The 16,768-nt window shown below is 71.0% G+C and carries 12 protein-coding genes and 1 pseudogene; 12 read left to right on the top strand and 1 reads right to left on the bottom strand.

Annotated elements, in window-relative coordinates:
* Nucleotides 1-43 precede the first annotated feature (43 nt).
* The 6 genes and pseudogenes from ABZ845_RS27040 to ABZ845_RS27015 all read left to right on the top strand — a co-directional run.
* Nucleotides 44-1,207 (top strand): TadA family conjugal transfer-associated ATPase, encoded by a 1,164-nt coding sequence (locus tag ABZ845_RS27040; RefSeq protein WP_360984321.1) that lies wholly within the window; start codon nucleotides 44-46, stop codon nucleotides 1,205-1,207.
* Entirely contained in the window at nucleotides 1,207-2,076 is an 870-nt protein-coding gene (locus ABZ845_RS27035) for a type II secretion system F family protein (protein ID WP_360984318.1), read from the top strand. Before ABZ845_RS27040 ends, ABZ845_RS27035 begins: the two co-directional genes overlap by 1 nt.
* Nucleotides 2,073-2,981: a type II secretion system F family protein gene (locus ABZ845_RS27030; protein WP_360984315.1), complete on the top strand. Its 909-nt coding sequence runs from the start codon at nucleotides 2,073-2,075 to the stop codon at nucleotides 2,979-2,981. The genes ABZ845_RS27035 and ABZ845_RS27030 overlap by 4 nt, the downstream gene beginning before the upstream one ends.
* A gap of 156 nt (nucleotides 2,982-3,137) precedes the next feature.
* On the top strand, nucleotides 3,138-3,362 hold the full coding sequence (locus ABZ845_RS27025) for a DUF4244 domain-containing protein (protein WP_360984312.1): 225 nt from the start codon (nucleotides 3,138-3,140) through the stop codon (nucleotides 3,360-3,362).
* Nucleotides 3,363-3,513: 151 nt separating this feature from the next.
* Nucleotides 3,514-3,843 carry a TadE family type IV pilus minor pilin gene (locus tag ABZ845_RS27020; protein WP_360984309.1) on the top strand — a complete coding sequence of 110 codons (330 nt, stop codon included), beginning with the start codon at nucleotides 3,514-3,516 and terminating at the stop codon, nucleotides 3,841-3,843.
* Nucleotides 3,840-4,187, top strand: a pseudogene (locus ABZ845_RS27015) (Rv3654c family TadE-like protein); the annotation flags it as partial. The gene ABZ845_RS27020 and the pseudogene ABZ845_RS27015, both read left to right, overlap by 4 nt.
* Nucleotides 4,188-4,214: 27 nt before the next feature.
* Here ABZ845_RS27015 and ABZ845_RS27010 read toward each other — a convergent pair.
* Nucleotides 4,215-6,836 carry a DEAD/DEAH box helicase gene (locus ABZ845_RS27010; protein WP_360984306.1) on the bottom strand — a complete coding sequence of 874 codons (2,622 nt, stop codon included), beginning with the start codon at nucleotides 6,834-6,836 and terminating at the stop codon, nucleotides 4,215-4,217.
* 79 nt (nucleotides 6,837-6,915) lie between these two features.
* Between ABZ845_RS27010 and bldG the strand changes: the two genes are divergently transcribed.
* From bldG to topA, 6 genes are all read left to right on the top strand, one after another.
* On the top strand, nucleotides 6,916-7,257 hold the full coding sequence (bldG, locus tag ABZ845_RS27005) for an anti-sigma factor antagonist BldG (RefSeq protein ID WP_010986038.1): 342 nt from the start codon (nucleotides 6,916-6,918) through the stop codon (nucleotides 7,255-7,257).
* A gap of 104 nt (nucleotides 7,258-7,361) precedes the next feature.
* Complete coding sequence (locus ABZ845_RS27000; RefSeq protein WP_360984303.1) at nucleotides 7,362-7,802, top strand: ATP-binding protein; 441 nt, start codon at nucleotides 7,362-7,364, stop codon at nucleotides 7,800-7,802.
* Between the two features lie 423 nt (nucleotides 7,803-8,225).
* A complete protein-coding gene (locus tag ABZ845_RS26995) occupies nucleotides 8,226-10,628 on the top strand; it encodes a sodium-translocating pyrophosphatase (protein ID WP_360984300.1) in 2,403 nt (800 codons plus the stop codon).
* A 219-nt stretch (nucleotides 10,629-10,847) separates the two neighbouring features.
* Nucleotides 10,848-11,477 carry a small secreted protein gene (locus tag ABZ845_RS26990; RefSeq protein WP_360984297.1) on the top strand — a complete coding sequence of 210 codons (630 nt, stop codon included), beginning with the start codon at nucleotides 10,848-10,850 and terminating at the stop codon, nucleotides 11,475-11,477.
* A gap of 38 nt (nucleotides 11,478-11,515) precedes the next feature.
* A complete protein-coding gene (locus tag ABZ845_RS26985; protein ID WP_360984295.1) occupies nucleotides 11,516-13,060 on the top strand; it encodes a class I SAM-dependent methyltransferase in 1,545 nt (514 codons plus the stop codon).
* Nucleotides 13,061-13,671: 611 nt separating this feature from the next.
* Nucleotides 13,672-16,533, top strand: coding sequence for a type I DNA topoisomerase (gene topA, locus ABZ845_RS26980; RefSeq protein ID WP_360984292.1), 2,862 nt, complete (start codon nucleotides 13,672-13,674; stop codon nucleotides 16,531-16,533).
* Nucleotides 16,534-16,768 lie beyond the last annotated feature (235 nt).

Here is a 16,768-nt window from a genome sequence, read left to right as displayed (position 1 = left end):
CGGGGAAACGAGGCGCACGGCAGGTTCCGGCGGGCGGACGCGATTGCTGGACGGAGTGCGCGAATGGCTGGCCGAGAGCGGGGCCGAACCGACACCCGCGCGCGTGGCACAGGCGCTTCGGGAACAGGGAAGGGTGCTCGGCGACGCGGAAGTGCTCGGTGCGGCACGGCAGTTGCGTTCGGAGCTGGTAGGCAGCGGCCCCCTGGAGCCGCTGCTCGCCGACCCGTCCGTCACGGACGTCCTGGTGTCGGCGCACGACCGGGTGTGGGTGGACCGGGGCGGTGGCCTGGAACTGACGGCGGTGTCCTTCCCGGACGCGGCAGCCGTGCGGCGCCTCGCGCAGCGGCTGGCGGCCGTGGCCGGACGGCGGCTCGACGACGCCAGGCCATGGGTCGATGCCCGGCTGCCGGACGGCACCCGCTTGCACGCGGTGCTGCCTCCGGTCGCGGTCGGATGCACCTGCCTGTCCCTGCGAGTGGTACGTCCGCGGGCGTTCACCCTGGACGAGCTGGTGGCCGCGGGAACCGTGCCGCCGGGCGGGGACCGTGTGCTGCGCGCCGTGATCGCCTCCCGGCTCTCCTTTGTGATCAGCGGCGGGACCGGTACGGGCAAGACCACGCTCCTGAGCGCTCTGCTGGGCGTGGTGGGCCCGGCGGAGCGGATCGTGCTGGCGGAGGACTCGGCGGAGCTGCGGCCCGACCATCCGCACGTCGTGCGCCTCGAGGGGCGGCCCGCGAACCAGGAGGGCGTGGGCCTCGTAGAACTTCAGGACCTGGTGCGGCAGGCGCTGCGGATGAGACCCGACCGGCTTGTGGTCGGCGAGGTACGCGGTCCTGAGGTGGTGTCCCTGCTGGCGGCGCTGAACACGGGCCACGAAGGCGGCTGCGGAACCCTCCACGCGAACGCGGCGGCCCAGGTGCCCGCCCGGCTGGAGGCCCTCGGTACGGCGGCGGGCCTGGACCGGGCCGCGCTGCACAGCCAGTTGGCCGCCGCGCTGTCGGTCGTCCTGCATCTGGTGCGCGACCGGACGGGACGGCGGCGGATCGCGGAGGTGCATGTGCTGGAGCGGGACGCCTCGGGGCTCGTGATGACCGTGCCCGCCCTGCGCTGGGGCCCGGAGGCGTTCGCACGGGAGCGGGGCTGGGAGCGGCTGAGGGAGCTGCTTCGGGCGGGCGACGACACGCGAGACGGGGGTGAGGTGCCGTGATGGGGATCGGCCGGATGCCGTTCGGCGTGGGACTGGCCTGCGCCGGTGCCGCGGCCTGGATGATGAGCGGCTCGAACGCGGGGGTGCGCCGTGCCCGGCTGCTGTTCGCGGGCGGTGGCAAGGCGGCGCGCATGGGGCCGTCGGCCTGGGGGCGAGTCCTCGCACGGATGCGCCGGTTGTCTGCCGAGTGGTGGCCCGTCTGGTCGCCGGTCGCAGTGGGCGTGCTGATCGCGCTGCTCGCAGCGTCCTTGCTGCCTCTGCCGGTCGGGATCGCGGGCGTTCCCGTGCTGCGCCGCGTACGGCTGGCCCGGGAAGAGCGGCGGTCACGGGACACGCGTGGCGCCGCGGTGATCGCACTCTGCGGAGCGCTCGCCGGAGAGGTGCGCGCGGGACGCCAACCGGGCGAGGCGTTGCTGCGGGCGGCACGCGACTCGGCGGGACTCGGCCAGGCACAGGCGGCGGTGCTGGCGGCGGCGCGGTTCGGCGGGGACGTGCCCGGCGCGCTCGTGGACGCGGCGCGACAGCCGGGCGCCGAGGGGCTGTCGGGGCTCGCCGCGTGCTGGCGGGTGGCCGTGGACCGAGGTGCCGGTCTTGCGGCCGGTCTCGAACGGCTGGAGGCGGCCCTGCGTGCCGAGCGTGACCAGCGGGCCGACTTGCGCGCTCAGTTGGCCGGCTCCCGGTCCACCGCTGTCCTGCTCGCGGGGCTGCCGGTTCTCGGGCTTGTGCTGGGCACCGCTCTTGGCGCCCATCCGCTGCGGGTACTGCTGCACACCGGTCCGGGACTCGCCTGCCTCGCGATCGGGGGCGTGCTGGAGGGGGCCGGTCTGTGGTGGGCCCTGCGAATCGTGCGGGGAGCGGAGGCGGCATGAGTGCGGAAGTTGTCCACAGGCTGGGGATGTTGTGTGGAGTGCCGGCCCTGTGGTGGTCGGGATGGATGCTCGCCGTCGCGCGGCGTGAGCGGAGAGTACGGCGCCGGCTGGAGACGGTACTGGTGCGTGGTGGTGCACCAGGCGCGGAGAGCGGCCGTGCGCCCCGGGAGCGGGGTCTTCGGATGCCCCGGCAGCCGGGGGTCCTGCCGTACGGAGAGCCGCGGGCCCGGGCGTCCCGGGCGTGGAGGGCCGGGGCGCGGGGCGTGGGATGGCAGGGCGCCGGGGTCCGGGACGCCCTGCGTGCGTGGCTTCCGGCCGGAGGAGCCCTGTGCGCCGGTTGGGTGCTGATCGGCGGGTGGGGCGGGGCGGCGGCCGGACTGATCATCGGGGTCGGTGTCGCACGATGGCGGGACCGGCAGGTACGCGGTCGGCTCATCGAGGAGTACGACCCTGACGTGGCGGCCCGGCAGCTACCGCTGGCCGCGGATCTGCTGGCGGCCTGCATCGCGGCGGGCGCGAGCCCGGTGTCGGCCGCCCAGGCGGTGGGTGAGGCCCTTCAGGGGCCGGTCGGGGAGCGTCTGGCACGGGGCGCCGCCGAGATACGGCTCGGGGCGGAAGCGGCCGATGCCTGGCAGCGGCTCGCCGCGCTCCCCGGTGCCGCGGCGTTGGCGCGGCTCCTTGAACGGGCGGGCGACTCCGGTGTTCCCGCGGCCGCACGGGTCGGACGCCTCGCGGCAGAGGCCCGTGACGAGTGGAGCCGGGCGGCCACGGCGCGGGCGCGCCGTGCGGGAGTGATGGTCACCGTGCCGGTGGGGCTGTGCTTCCTTCCGGCGTTCATCGCGATCGGTGTGCTTCCCGTGGTGATCGGGCTCGCGGGCGGGCTGCTGGGAGGAGGTGGTGAATGACAGCGCATGGACGGGCGACGCGAACGCGGTGAACAGAGCGCACGGAGTGCACGGAGCGCAGAGGCGGCGCGCAAGAGGGCGCGCAAAGGCGCACGGTGCGGACGGCGTGAACAGGCCGAACCGCACAGACGGATCGAAAACCTCACGGGGGCAGACATGAACAAGGCGGCAGCAGTACGAGCAAGGGTCTGGGGACGTGCGTTGGCGCGCCGTGTACGGGCGGCGTTGCGCGGAGACAGGGGCATGGTCACGTCCGAGTACGCGGTGGGGATCATCGCCGCGGTGGCCTTCGCGGCGGTCCTCTACAAGGTGCTGACGAGCGGTGAAGTCACTACGGAGCTGCAGAACATCGTGAAGCGGGCGCTCGATGTCCGCATGTGACGGTGCGGCGGGACGAGGGGAGGAAAAGCCGTTCACCGACGAGGGCTTCGGCCGGGGCCTAGGCCGGGAACCCCGTCGGGGCCTAGGCCGGGAACCCCGTCGGGGCCTCGACCGGGAACCCCGTCGGGACGCCGGCTGGGACCGAGGATTCGTGACGGCGGAGACCGCGGTCGCCCTTCCCGCACTGGTGCTCTTCGCCATGGCACTCGTCTGGGCCCTGCTGGCCGTGTCCGCGCAGATCCAGTGCGTGGACGCGGCCAGGGCGGGAGCCCGGGCGGCGGCCCGGCAGGAGCCCGCGAACGTGGTCCGGGACGTGGCTCGGCAGGCGGCGCCGCACGGGGCGAGGGTGGTGGTGAGCCGGCAGGGCGATCTGGTGCGTGTGCTGGTCGTCGCCCATCCGCCGGGTCCGGACGCGCTGCCTCTGGAACTGCGCCACGAGGCGGCGGCGTTGGCGGAGGACACGGTGGGGGCGAACCGATGACGCGAAGTCAGGCACCGGCCGACGACCGGGGTTCGGCGACGATCTGGGTCGTCTGTGCCATCGGTGCCCTCTGCATCGTGTTCGGGGCTCTGCTGGCCCAGGGCGAGGCCGTGCTGGCACGCCACCGGGCCGCCGCCGCGGCGGACCTGGCGGCGCTCGCGGCCGCCGACCACTGGGCGGAGCCACAGGAGGAGGCGTGCCACGAGGCGGAACGCGTCGCCGCGGCGCAGGGCAGCCGGCTGGTGCGGTGCGCCGTCGTGGGCGAGGTGTCCGATGTCACGGCGGCGTCCGGTTCGGGACTGTTCGCCGCGGAGGTCAGGGCGAGAGCGGGCCCGGCCGAGCCGACGGCGCCGGAGAGCCTCGCGATGCCCTCACCCGGGTCCCGGGCTCGTACTCCGCGCCCCACCCGGGGCCTCCGCACCCTTGGCCGGCCCTTCCCCGGCCACTGCCCCGTCCGGCCCATCAGCCCCATCAGCCCTGTCAGCACTGTCAGTCTTGTCGGTCCCGTCCATCCCTCTTTGGTCCCGTGCCGTGCGCTCCGGCGCGCTGGGCGCCCCTCGCAGCAGCACCGTGAGCAGCCGCACGGCCCCCCTCTTGTGCAGCGGATCGTTGCCGTTGCCGCACTTGGGGGACTGGATGCAGGACGGGCAGCCCGTCTCGCACTCGCAGGACGCGATGGCCTCACGGGTGGCGGCGAGCCAGGCACGAGCGGTGTGGAAGGCCCGCTCCGCGAAGCCCGCGCCACCCGGATGGCCGTCGTACACGAAGACCGTGGGAAGCAGGGTGTCCGGGTGGAGCGGTACGGAGACGCCACCGATGTCCCAGCGGTCGCAAGTGGCGAAGAGCGGCAGCATGCCGATGGAGGCGTGCTCGGCGGCGTGCAGAGCGCCACCGAGGATCTCCGGGCCGATCCGGGCCTGATCGAGCTGGTCCTCGGTGACCGTCCACCACACCGCTCGAGTGCGCAGAGTCCGAGGAGGAAGGTCCAGCTTCGTCTCACCCATCACCTCACCGGTGATCAGACGCCGGCGCAGGAAGGAGACGACCTGGTTGGTGACCTCGACGGAGCCGTAGCACAGCCGGCCCTCACCCCAGGGGACCTCGACGTCCGTCTCCAGGACGGAGACGGACGTCGTGTCCCGGGCGACCGTCGCATAGGGCGGGTTCGCCTCCTCGACGAGGGCGACGGAGTCCTCCAGGTCGAGCGTCCGCACCAGGTACGTACGGCCCTGGTGCAGATGGACGGCGCCCTCGTGAACCGACGTGTGCGCGGCGCCCGCGTCGACCGTGCCCAGCAGCCGCCCGGTGCCGGACTCGACGACCTGGACGGGGCGCCCGCCCTCCCCTCGGATGTCCGTGAGGTCGGCGGCCCGTTCCCGGCGTGTCCAGTGCCATGCCTTCGTCCGGCGGCGCAGCAGTTTCGCGGCCTCCAGCTGCGGAAGCAGCTCCGCGCACGCGGGTCCGAACAGCTCCAGGTCCTCGTCGGTCAGCGGCAGCTCGGCAGCCGCCGCGCACAGGTGCGGGGCCAGGACGTAGGGGTTGTCCGGATCGAGGACGGTGGACTCCACCGGCCGGTCGAAGAGCGCCTCGGGGTGATGGACGAGGAACGTGTCCAGCGGGTCGTCCCGGGCCACCAGCACGGCGAGGGCACCCTGCCCGGAGCGGCCGGCGCGGCCCGCCTGCTGCCACAGGGACGCCCGTGTACCCGGATAGCCGGCGATGAGCACGGCATCCAGCCCCGACACGTCCACGCCGAGTTCGAGGGCGGTGGTGGCGGCGAGGCCGAGGAGTTCCCCGGAGTGGAGGGCCCGCTCCAGGGCACGGCGTTCCTCGGGGAGATAGCCGCCGCGGTAGGCGGCGACACGCCGGGCCAGGGAGCGGTCGACCTCGGCCAGGCGCTCCTGAGCGATGACCGAGATCAGTTCGGCGCCGCGGCGGGAGCGGACGAAGGCGACCGAGCGGACGCCCTGCACGGTCAGGTCGGTCAGCAGATCGGCGGTCTCCGCGGTGGCCGTACGCCGGACGGGTGCGCCCTTCTCACCGCGCAGTTCGGTGAGCGGGGGCTCCCAGAGGGCGAAGACCAGCTCGCCGCGCGGGGAAGCGTCGTCGGCGACCTCGACGACAGGAAGGCCGGTGAGGCGGCGTGCCGCCACCGAGGGCTCGGCGGCGGTCGCGGACGCCAGCAAGAAGACGGGTGAGGCGCCGTACCGGGCACAGAGGCGGCGCAGCCGGCGCAGGACCTGGGCGACATGGGAGCCGAAGACGCCCCGGTAGGTGTGGCACTCGTCGATGACCACGTACTTCAGGGCACGCAGGAAGGAGGACCAGCGGGGATGTGAGGGCAGTATGCCGCGGTGCAGCATATCGGGGTTGGTGAGGACGTAGTTGGCGTACTGACGCACCCATTCGCGTTCTTCCGGCGGTGTGTCGCCGTCGTACACCGCGGGGCGGATCGCCGTACCCAGGGGCTGTGAAAGTTCCTTCACGGACCGGCACTGATCCGCTGCGAGGGCCTTCGTCGGGGCGAGGTAGAGGGCGGTCGCACCGCGTCCGTTCGGGGCCTGGGCGCCGTCCAGCAGGCGCGAGAGCACCGGCACGAGGTAGGCGAGCGACTTGCCCGACGCCGTGCCCGTGGCCACGACCACCGAGTCGCCGTCCAGAGCGTGCTCGGCGGCCAGCGCCTGGTGGGCCCAGGGGTGCTCGATGCCCGCGGTTTGCACGGCGGCGATGACCTCGGCGCGGATCCGGTCGGGCCAGACGGCATGGCGGCCCTCCCGCGGGGGCAAGTGCTCCGTATGAGTGATGCGCGCAGCCCGGCTCGGTCCCGAGGCGAGCCGGTCCAGCACCGTGCCCGGCGAGAGGCGGGACACGGGGCTCGTCCGGGGTCGGTCGGATCGGTGATTCTTGGCCATTGGCACCGAGTGTGTCACCGGTGTGACGGACAATGGGCAGAAGGCGTCGTGTACGCCTGCCGGTAAGTGATTGAATGCCATCGCGGCTGGCGAACCGTCCTGGGGCTCTGCCGAGATGTCCTGAGGGGCGACCGCTCGATAGCAAGGTGCTGGAGGATCCGTGGACCTGTCCCTGTCGACCCGTACCGTCGGCGATCGTACGGTCGTCGAGGTCGGTGGCGAAATCGACGTATATACCGCGCCCAAGCTGCGTGAGCAGCTGGTCGAGCTGGTCAACGACGGGAATTTCCACCTCGTCGTCGACATGGAGGGCGTCGACTTCCTCGACTCCACCGGGCTCGGCGTGCTGGTGGGCGGCTTGAAGCGTGTTCGGGCCCATGAGGGCTCCCTGCGCCTGGTGTGCAACCAGGAGCGCATTCTCAAGATCTTCCGCATCACCGGCCTCACCAAGGTGTTCCCGATCCACACCTCGGTCGAGGAAGCGGTAGCGGCCACCGACTGACCCCGGTCCCGGGCCCCAGGGCCCGGACGGCAGAAGTAACAGGGGGGACTGGGCCTTCGCGGCCCGGCCCCCTGACCGCACGCCCGAAGTTCCGAGGGGGATGCATGGCCACCGTTGAACTCCTCTTCAGCGCGCTGCCCGAACACGTCAGGACCGCCCGACTGGTGGCGGCAGCGGTGGCGCGCCGGGCTGGAGTGGAGGAGGCCGTACTCGACGAGGTCAGGCTCGCCGTCGGCGAGGCATGCACCCGGGCCGTCGGACTGCACCAGAGCAACGGCATCTCGGCGCCGGTGCGGGTGCTGCTGACCGAGGAGGAGAAGCAGTTCTCCATCGAGGTCGGCGACGAGGCGCCGCACGCGGTGCCCGGTGAGAGAGCGCCGGGCACCACAGGCGCCGGCGAGACGGACGCGGAGGCCGAGGAGGACGAAATGGGTCTCGCGGTCATCAGCGGTCTCGTCGACGACGTCGAGGTCACCGCCGGACAGTCCGGCGGGCAGATCAGGATGAGCTGGCCGACCATGCCGCCCGCCACGCTCCCGGCCTGATCTCCTCGTAGCCCCACCCTTGGGCCTCAAGGCCTCGTAGGGCCCTGCCTCGTGCAGGGCCCTACCCTTTTGCGTCCGTGCTCCGTGCGTGCTCCGTGCTCCGTGCGTGCTCCGCGCTCCAGGCGTCCCCACCGATTACCTCCCTGCGTCCGTGCGTCCCCACCTGCGTATCTCCCTGGGGCCCCGCGTGCTTGCGCCGGATTCGTGAATTGCTTCACGATCAATTGCGCGATAATTTGATCAAGAGCCAATCCAGTCAATGGTTTTGAGGCATTACCACTTTCGGGTTCTGTGGCGTGGGTGCGATCTTTAGCTGAAGAGCATGTGAAGGCTAATTCCGTTTACCGCGCACTGTTTTGATCAGGTTCAGATCCCTAGAATCCGTCCACATCTTGAGCTCAGCCCAAGCGTCAAGGAGGACGAATGGCGGGGCTTTCTACCCCTCAACAGTTTGATCACCCCACATCCCTCGCAGCCGCAGTACTGACCGACAGCAACCGCCTGATCGTTGTGGTCATCGGCGTTGTCGCCCTGGCGGCCCTCGTGGTCGCCGGGGTTCTGGTGCGCCAGGTGCTCGCGGCGGGCGAGGGAACCGACAGCATGAAGAAGATCGCGGCGGCGGTCCAGGAAGGCGCGAACGCCTATCTGGCCCGGCAGTTGCGGACGCTCGGCGTATTCGCCGTGGTCGTGTTCTTCCTGCTCATGCTGCTGCCCGCGGACGACTGGAGTCAGCGCGCCGGACGATCGGTGTTCTTCCTGATCGGCGCCGCGTTCTCGGCGGCCACCGGATATATCGGCATGTGGCTCGCCGTACGGAGCAATGTGCGGGTTGCCGCGGCGGCACGCGAGGCCACCCCGGCGAAGGGTGAGGCGGAAAAGGACCTCACCACTGTTTCGCACAAGGCAATGAAGATCGCGTTCCGCACAGGCGGCGTCGTCGGCATGTTCACGGTGGGGCTCGGTCTGCTGGGCGCCTCCTGTGTGGTGCTGGTGTACGCGGCGAACGCGCCGAAGGTCCTGGAGGGCTTCGGCCTGGGCGCGGCGTTGATCGCCATGTTCATGCGTGTCGGAGGCGGCATCTTCACCAAGGCCGCCGACGTCGGCGCCGACCTGGTCGGCAAGGTCGAGCAGGGCATTCCGGAGGACGACCCGCGCAATGCCGCGACCATCGCCGACAACGTGGGCGACAACGTCGGCGACTGCGCGGGCATGGCGGCCGACCTCTTCGAGTCGTACGCCGTGACGCTGGTGGCCGCGCTGATCCTCGGCAAGGCCGCGTTCGGCAACTCGGGTCTGGCGTTTCCGCTGATCGTGCCGGCGATCGGGGTCGTGACCGCGATGATCGGCATCTTCGCGGTGGCGCCGCGCCGCGCCGACCGCAGCGGTATGTCCGCGATCAACCGGGGCTTCTTCATCTCCGCGGTGATCTCGCTGGCCCTGGTGGCCGCGGCCGTCTACGCCTATCTGCCGTCGACGTACGCCGACCTCAAGGGCATCTCCGACGCGGCCATCCGCGCCAAGAGCGGGGACCCGAGGATCCTCGCGCTTGTCGCGGTGGCGATCGGCATCGTGCTCGCCGCCCTGATCCAGCAGCTGACCGGCTACTTCACCGAGACGACCCGGCGCCCGGTGCGGGACATCGGCAAGACCTCGCTGACGGGCCCCGCCACCGTGGTGCTCGCCGGCATCTCCGTAGGTCTGGAATCGGCCGTCTATACCGCGCTGCTGATCGGGCTCGCCGTGTACGGGGCGTTCCTGCTCGGCGGCACATCGATCATGCTCGCGCTGTTCGCGGTGGCGCTGGCCGGTACGGGCCTGCTCACCACGGTCGGCGTGATCGTCGCCATGGACACCTTCGGTCCCGTCTCCGACAACGCGCAGGGCATCGCCGAGATGTCCGGTGACGTCGAGGGCGCGGGCGCGCAGGTGCTCACCGATCTGGACGCGGTGGGCAACACCACCAAGGCCATCACCAAGGGCATCGCCATCGCCACGGCCGTTCTCGCGGCCTCGGCGCTGTTCGGCTCGTACCGTGACGCGATCACCACCGCCGCGCAGGACGTCGGCCAGAAGGTCGGCGACGGCGGACCGATGAGCCTGGTCATGGACATCTCGCAGCCCAACAACCTGGTCGGCCTCATCGTGGGCGCGGCGGTCGTCTTCCTCTTCTCGGGGCTGGCGATCAACGCCGTGTCGCGGTCGGCGGGAGCGGTGGTCTTCGAGGTGCGGCGGCAGTTCCGTGAGAAGCCCGGGATCATGAACTACACGGAGACGCCGGAGTACGGGAAGGTCGTCGACATCTGCACCAAGGACGCCCTGAGGGAGCTGGCCACACCCGGCCTGCTCGCCGTCTTGGCGCCCATCGCCCTGGGATTCACGTTCGGGGTCGGTGCGCTCGGCGCCTACCTCGCGGGCGCGATCGGCACCGGCACGCTGATGGCGGTCTTCCTCGCCAACTCGGGCGGCGCCTGGGACAACGCCAAGAAGCTCGTGGAGGACGGCCACCACGGCGGCAAGGGCAGCGATGCGCATGCCGCGACGGTGATCGGCGACACGGTCGGTGACCCCTTCAAGGACACCGCCGGACCGGCGATCAACCCGCTGCTGAAGGTGATGAACCTGGTGTCGCTGCTCATCGCGCCCGCGGTGGTCAAGTTCTCGTACGGCAGCGACAAGAGCCTCGGCGTACGGATCCTGATCGCCGTGCTCTCGATCGCCGTGATCGTGTTCTCGGTGTACGTGTCCAAGCGGCGCGGCATCGCCGTGGACGACGAAGACAACGCCGAGCGGATGTCCAAGTCGGCCGATCCGGCGGTGGTTTCGTAGCCGGTTCCACGGCACCCGCTGATCCTCCGGTTCGGGCACGGATCACAGGGCGGGCGCGCGGCAGCTCGCAGAGCGCCGCGCGCCCGCCCTTTCCGTGCGCACATCCTTCTTCGTGAGCCTTGTCTCCCCTGGCGTAAATAGCTATTAAGGCCCCTAAAGGGTGTATTTGGCACTCGGATGTCGCCTGGCCGACGTGTATGTTCCGGGGCCGAGAGAGCCATGGAAGGGACCGATCCGGTGAACAAGAAGTTCGGAGCCACGCTGTCGGGCGGTGCGGTACTGGTACTGGCACTGTCGGGATGCACCAGCAGCAAGGGCGCCACCACCTCTGCCGAGGACAAGCTGGGCCCCTGGGTCAAGCAGGTCTGTGACGCCGTGCAGCCGCAGGCCACGAAGATCGCGGCTGCCACCGCGGCGATCCAGAAGGAGACCTCGGACAGCAGCCCGCCGGAGCAGGTCCAGAAGACCGACACACAGGCATTCCAGGACATCTCGGATGCATATAAATCGGTCGGCGCGGCCGTCGAGAAGGCGGGAGCGCCCCAGGTCGAGGGTGGCGCGACGCAGCAGAAGAACGTGGTCGCGGGGTTCAACGGCCTGTCCGCGTCCTACATCGACCTGAAGAAGAAGATGGGGGAGCTCAGCACCAAGGACCAGGCGAAGTTCGCCCAGGACCTCAAGGGCTTCGCGACCCAGCTCTCCGATCTGAGCACGCGTGCGAGCGACGTGCTGAAGCAACTCGAGGCGGGTGACGTCGGCAAGGCGATGCAGCAGCAGCAGAGCTGCAAGGCCGCGCCCCCCACGGCTTCCTCCGCGGCTCCGTCCGCGTCCGCCTCCACGGCCGGCTGATCGGCGCGTCGAACGCCTGCCCGCGCCACAATGGGGGCGTGAGTAACTCCAGTGCGGCCTCGCTGCCCTCCACCGACCGTACCGACGTCACCGCGCGGTTGCGGGACGCCCTGCTCGCGGCGTCCTTCACCGCGGACGGGCTCCTCGACCTGCTCGGGGCGCCTGCGTACGCGGCGCTCGCGCGGAGCGAGACCGTGCCCGCGCTCCGGGCGACACGCGGCGACACGCCGCTGGAGACGCTCGTACGGCTCTTCCTGCTGCAACAGCCCGTGCTCCACGCGCGCGTGGAGACCGTCCTGCCCGTCGACGCGTGCGTGGAGGTCGGCTGGCTGCTGCGCACGGGCGGGGACGAGGTCGCCGCGACCGTGGACGTACGGCCGTACGGGGGACCGGACGGCGAGGACTGGTTCATCGTCTCCGACCTGGGCTGCGCGGTCGGCGGTGCCGGCGGCATCGGAGGCCGTGGCCGCCAGACGGACGCGGAGGTCGTCCTCGGGGTCGGTGGCGCCTCCACGACGCTCGCCGGGATCACCGTACGCACCCCCGTCGCCTCCGCCCTCGACCTCGGGACCGGCTCCGGAATCCAGGCACTGCACGCCGCCCGGCACGCCACCCGCGTGACCGCGACGGACGTCAACCCGCGCGCCCTGCACATCGCCGCGCTCACCCTGGCCCTGTCCGGGGCCCCGGCCGCCGACCTGCGCCAGGGCTCGCTCTTCGAGCCGGTCCGGGACGACGAGACATACGACCTGATCGTCTCCAACCCGCCCTTCGTGATCTCGCCCGGAGCGCGGCTCACCTACCGCGACGGCGGAATGGGCGGGGACGATCTGTGCCGCACGCTCGTGCAGCAGTCGGGGGAGCGGCTGAACGAGGGCGGGTTCGCGCAGTTCCTCGCCAACTGGCAGCACGTGGAAGGGGAGGACTGGCAGGACCGGCTGCGCTCGTGGGTGCCGCACGGCTGTGACGCCTGGATCGTGCAGCGCGAGGTCCAGGACGTGACCCAGTACGCCGAGTTGTGGCTGCGGGACGCGGGCGATCATCACGGAGGCCCGGCCGACTACCAGGCGCGGTACGACGCATGGCTCGACGAGTTCGAGGCGCGCAAGGTGCGGGCGGTCGGCTTCGGCTGGATCGCGCTGCGCAGGACGGACGCCGCCGAGCCGTCCGTCACGGTCGAGGAGTGGCCGCATCCGGTCGAACAGCCGCTCGGGGACACGGTGCGCGCCCACTTCGACCGCGTCGACTACCTGCGGGCGCACGACGACGCGGCCCTGCTCGCCGGGCACTTCAAGCTCGCCGCCGAGGTCGTCCAGGAGCAGGTGGGGCTGCCCGGTGCCGAGGACCCGGAGCATGTCGTACTGCGCCAGAACCGCGGAATGCGACGGGCCACCAAGGTGGACACGGTCGGTGCGGGCTTCGCGGGTGTCTGCGACGGCACGCTGAGCGCGGGGCGGATCCTCGACGCCATCGCCCAACTTGTCGGCGAGGATCCCGTGTTGCTGCGCGACCGGACGCCGGCCCAGATCCGGTTGCTGGTCGAGCAGGGCTTCCTGGAGCCCGCGAGGCAGCGGGGCGTGTGACGCGGGCCCAGGTTCGCTCGCAGGGCGGGCCGTGGCGACGGCGCGTCGGCCATCGGGGCGGGAAACCGGCCAACATGGTCACTTCGCGTGACCACCTCCGGCGGTCACCCTACGTGCCCATTCCTGTACGGTCGCCGGACGTGGCCCGTGCCTCACGCGTCACCTCGCGTGGCCGTCCCTCATACGGTGACCTCGTCCGCCGCTCCACCGGACGGGCCCGGTGGAGGCGGTGCCCCGGCCGGACGCTCGCGAGCCCCTCGTGGCGGGTGTGAACCGCGTCGCATCCGTCACCCTCGTGGGCCTTCCCGGCGTGACCGCCCCCGTGGCGGGAACGCGGTACTTCGTCCGCTTCTGACAGCACGGTTCAGGCCGTGACGCGGCCTGATCTCCAGTAACCGGGGGATCACCCTCCGGATAGACCCGGAAGGGCTGCTCGTCACTCCGGGCGGCAGGAATGCCGGTAGTCGGGTTACCGTTCGAGTGGCCGTTGCGGGCTTTTCCCGTTTGACACGGGGGCGGGATGTACCGTCACACTCCGCAGCGTCACTATGACCTGACCCCGGGACGAAGGCCCTGGGGAGGCCCCAGCCCGACCGGAAAGAAGAGCGAAGTTGTCCCCGACCAGCGAGACCGCAGAGGGCGGTCGCCGACTCGTCATCGTCGAGTCGCCTGCCAAGGCGAAGACGATCAAGGGCTACCTCGGCCCCGGCTACACCGTCGAGGCGAGCGTCGGGCACATCCGCGACCTTCCGAACGGTGCCGCGGAGGTGCCCGAGAAGTACACCGGCGAGGTGCGGCGCCTCGGCGTGGACGTCGAGCATGACTTCCAGCCGATCTACGTCGTCAACGCCGACAAGAAGGCGCAGGTCAAGAAGCTCAAGGACCTGCTTCGCGAGTCCGATGAACTCTTCCTCGCCACCGATGAGGACCGCGAGGGCGAAGCCATCGCGTGGCACCTCCAGGAGGTGCTGAAGCCGAAGGTCCCGGTCAAGCGGATGGTGTTCCACGAGATCACCAAGGACGCGATCCAGCAGGCCGTACGCAATCCCCGCGAGCTGAACCAGAAGCTGGTCGACGCCCAGGAGACCCGCCGGATCCTCGACCGCCTCTACGGCTACGAGGTCTCGCCCGTCCTGTGGAAGAAGGTCATGCCGCGCCTGTCGGCGGGCCGTGTCCAGTCGGTGGCGACCCGGCTCGTCGTGGAGCGGGAGCGCGAGCGCATCGCGTTCCGCTCCGCCGAGTACTGGGACCTGACCGGCACCTTCGGCACCGGCCGCTCCGGCGACCTCTCCGACCCGTCGTTCCTGGTGGCGCGGCTTACGACCGTCGACGGCAAGCGCGTCGCGCAGGGCCGCGACTTCGACTCCCTCGGACAGCTGAAGAGCGCGAACACGCTCCACCTCGACGAGCAGAACGCCCGCGCGCTCGCCGCCGCCCTGGCGGACACCCGGTTCTCGGTGCGCTCGGTCGAGTCCAAGCCCTACCGGCGCTCGCCGTACGCGCCCTTCCGTACGACGACGCTGCAGCAGGAGGCCAGCCGCAAGCTCGGCTTCGGCGCCAAGGCCACCATGCAGATCGCGCAGAAGCTGTACGAGAACGGCTTCATCACGTACATGCGTACGGACTCCACGACCCTGTCGGACACGGCGATCTCCGCCGCCCGCGCCCAGGTCACCCAGCTGTACGGCGCGAACTACCTGCCCGAGCAGCCGCGCACCTACGCGGGGAAGGTCAAGAACGCGCAGGAGGCGCACGAGGCGATCCGGCCCTCGGGTGATCGTTTCCGCACGCCCGCCGAGACCGGACTGACCGGCGACCAGTTCAAGCTGTACGAGCTGATCTGGATGCGGACCGTCGCGTCCCAGATGAAGGACGCGACCGGTAACTCCGTCACGGTCAAGATCGGCGGCACGGCCGCCGACGGACGCGACGCCGAGTTCAGCGCGTCCGGCAAGACCATCACCTTCCACGGCTTCCTGAAGGCGTACGTCGAGGGCGCCGACGACCCGAACGCCGAGCTCGACGACCGCGAGCGCCGGCTGCCCCAGGTCGCCGAGGGTGACCCGCTGACCGCCGAGCAGATCACCGCCGACGGCCACTCGACCAAGGCGCCGGCCCGCTACACCGAGGCCTCGCTGGTCAAGGAGCTCGAAGAGCGCGAGATCGGCCGTCCTTCGACGTACGCGTCGATCATCGGCACGATCCTCGACCGCGGCTACGTCTTCAAGAAGGGCACGGCGCTCGTGCCGTCCTTCCTGTCCTTCGCCGTGGTCAACCTCCTGGAGAAGCACTTCGGCCGGCTCGTCGACTACGACTTCACCGCCAGGATGGAGGACGACCTCGACCGCATCGCGCGCGGCGAGGCCAGGGCGGTGCCGTGGCTGAAGCGGTTCTACTTCGGCGAAGGCGCGGGTGAGGGCGGTGCCGCGGACGCCGGGAACGGCGACGGGGACCACCTCGGTGGCCTCAAGGAACTGGTGACCGATCTGGGCGCGATCGACGCGCGCGAGGTGTCCTCGTTCCCCGTGGGCAAGGACATCGTGCTGCGGGTCGGACGCTTCGGCCCGTACATCGAGCGCGGCGAGAAGGACACCGAGCAGCACCAGCGCGCCGACATCCCGACCGACCTGGCGCCGGACGAGCTGACGATCGAGCTGGCCGAGGAGCTGCTCGCCCAGCCGAGCGGCGAGCGAGCGCTGGGCACCGACCCGGAGACGGAGCGGCCGATCGTCGCCAAGGCCGGCCGCTACGGGCCGTACGTGACGGAGATCCTCCCCGAAGGCACTCCGAAGACCGGCAAGAACGCGATCAAGCCGCGTACGGCCTCGCTGTTCAAGTCGATGTCCCTGGACACGGTGACCCTCGAGGACGCGCTGAAGCTGATGTCGCTGCCTCGTGTCGTCGGCGCGGACGCGGAGGGCGTGGAGATCACCGCGCAGAACGGCCGCTACGGCCCGTATTTGAAGAAGGGCACCGACTCGCGTTCGCTGCAGTCCGAGGACCAGCTCTTCACGATCACGCTGGAGGAGGCGCTGGCGATCTACGCCCAGCCCAAGCAGCGTGGCCGTGCCGCCGCCAAGCCGCCGCTGAAGGAGCTGGGCGAGGACCCGGTCAGCGGGAAGCCGGTCGTCGTCAAGGACGGGCGCTTCGGGCCGTACGTCACCGACGGCGAGACCAACGCGACCCTGCGCTCCGGCGACAGCGTCGAGGCGATCACCCCGGAGCGTGGCTTCGAGCTGCTCGCGGAGAAGCGTGCCAAGGGGCCCGCCAAGAAGACGGCGGCGAAGAAGACCACCGCCAAGAAGGCACCGGCCAAGAAGACGGCGGCGAAGAAGACCGCCGCCAAGAAGACCGCCGCCAAGAAGACCGCGGCGAAGAAGACCACGACGGCGAAGAAGGCGACGACGGCGGCAGCGGCGAAGAAGGCCGCCGCCGCGAAGACGGCGTCGTCGGCGGACGCGGGCGAGGACTGAGCCGCACTCGGGCGGCGTCGGGCGGCACCCGAAGCCCGTGGCGCGGGGCTCTCGTGAGGGTTCCGTGTCCGGGGTGCGAGGATTCCGTGCCGCCTCGGTGACCGGTGCGGCGTCCTTCTCGCCTGGTTCGCGAATGCCTCGCGAACGCCGTACGAAGTCCACGCCCCGACATCAGTTCGGTGTCGGGGCGTGTGCATGTTCGGGCGCTTGCCGCGGGCTGTCGGCGGCTGCCGAT

It is taken from the genome of Streptomyces sp. NPDC047022 (assembly GCF_040644155.1).
GTDB lineage: Bacteria > Actinomycetota > Actinomycetes > Streptomycetales > Streptomycetaceae > Streptomyces.
The sequence above is the reverse complement of the archived record's forward strand: the minus strand, read 5'-3'. Positions and strand labels throughout refer to the sequence as shown.

What these genes read in the sequence shown, in the direction of transcription:
- ABZ845_RS27035 (WP_360984318.1), top strand. Translation starts at nt 1,207, where the DNA reads ATGGGGATCGGCCGGATGCCGTTCGGCGTGGGACTGGCCTGCGCCGGT.
- ABZ845_RS27030 (WP_360984315.1), top strand. Translation starts at nt 2,073, where the DNA reads ATGAGTGCGGAAGTTGTCCACAGGCTGGGGATGTTGTGTGGAGTGCCG.
- ABZ845_RS27025 (WP_360984312.1), top strand. Translation starts at nt 3,138, where the DNA reads ATGAACAAGGCGGCAGCAGTACGAGCAAGGGTCTGGGGACGTGCGTTG.
- ABZ845_RS27010 (WP_360984306.1), bottom strand. Translation starts at nt 6,836, where the DNA reads ATGGCATTCAATCACTTACCGGCAGGCGTACACGACGCCTTCTGCCCA.
- ABZ845_RS27000 (WP_360984303.1), top strand. Translation starts at nt 7,362, where the DNA reads ATGGCCACCGTTGAACTCCTCTTCAGCGCGCTGCCCGAACACGTCAGG.
- ABZ845_RS26995 (WP_360984300.1), top strand. Translation starts at nt 8,226, where the DNA reads ATGGCGGGGCTTTCTACCCCTCAACAGTTTGATCACCCCACATCCCTC.
- ABZ845_RS26990 (WP_360984297.1), top strand. Translation starts at nt 10,848, where the DNA reads ATGGAAGGGACCGATCCGGTGAACAAGAAGTTCGGAGCCACGCTGTCG.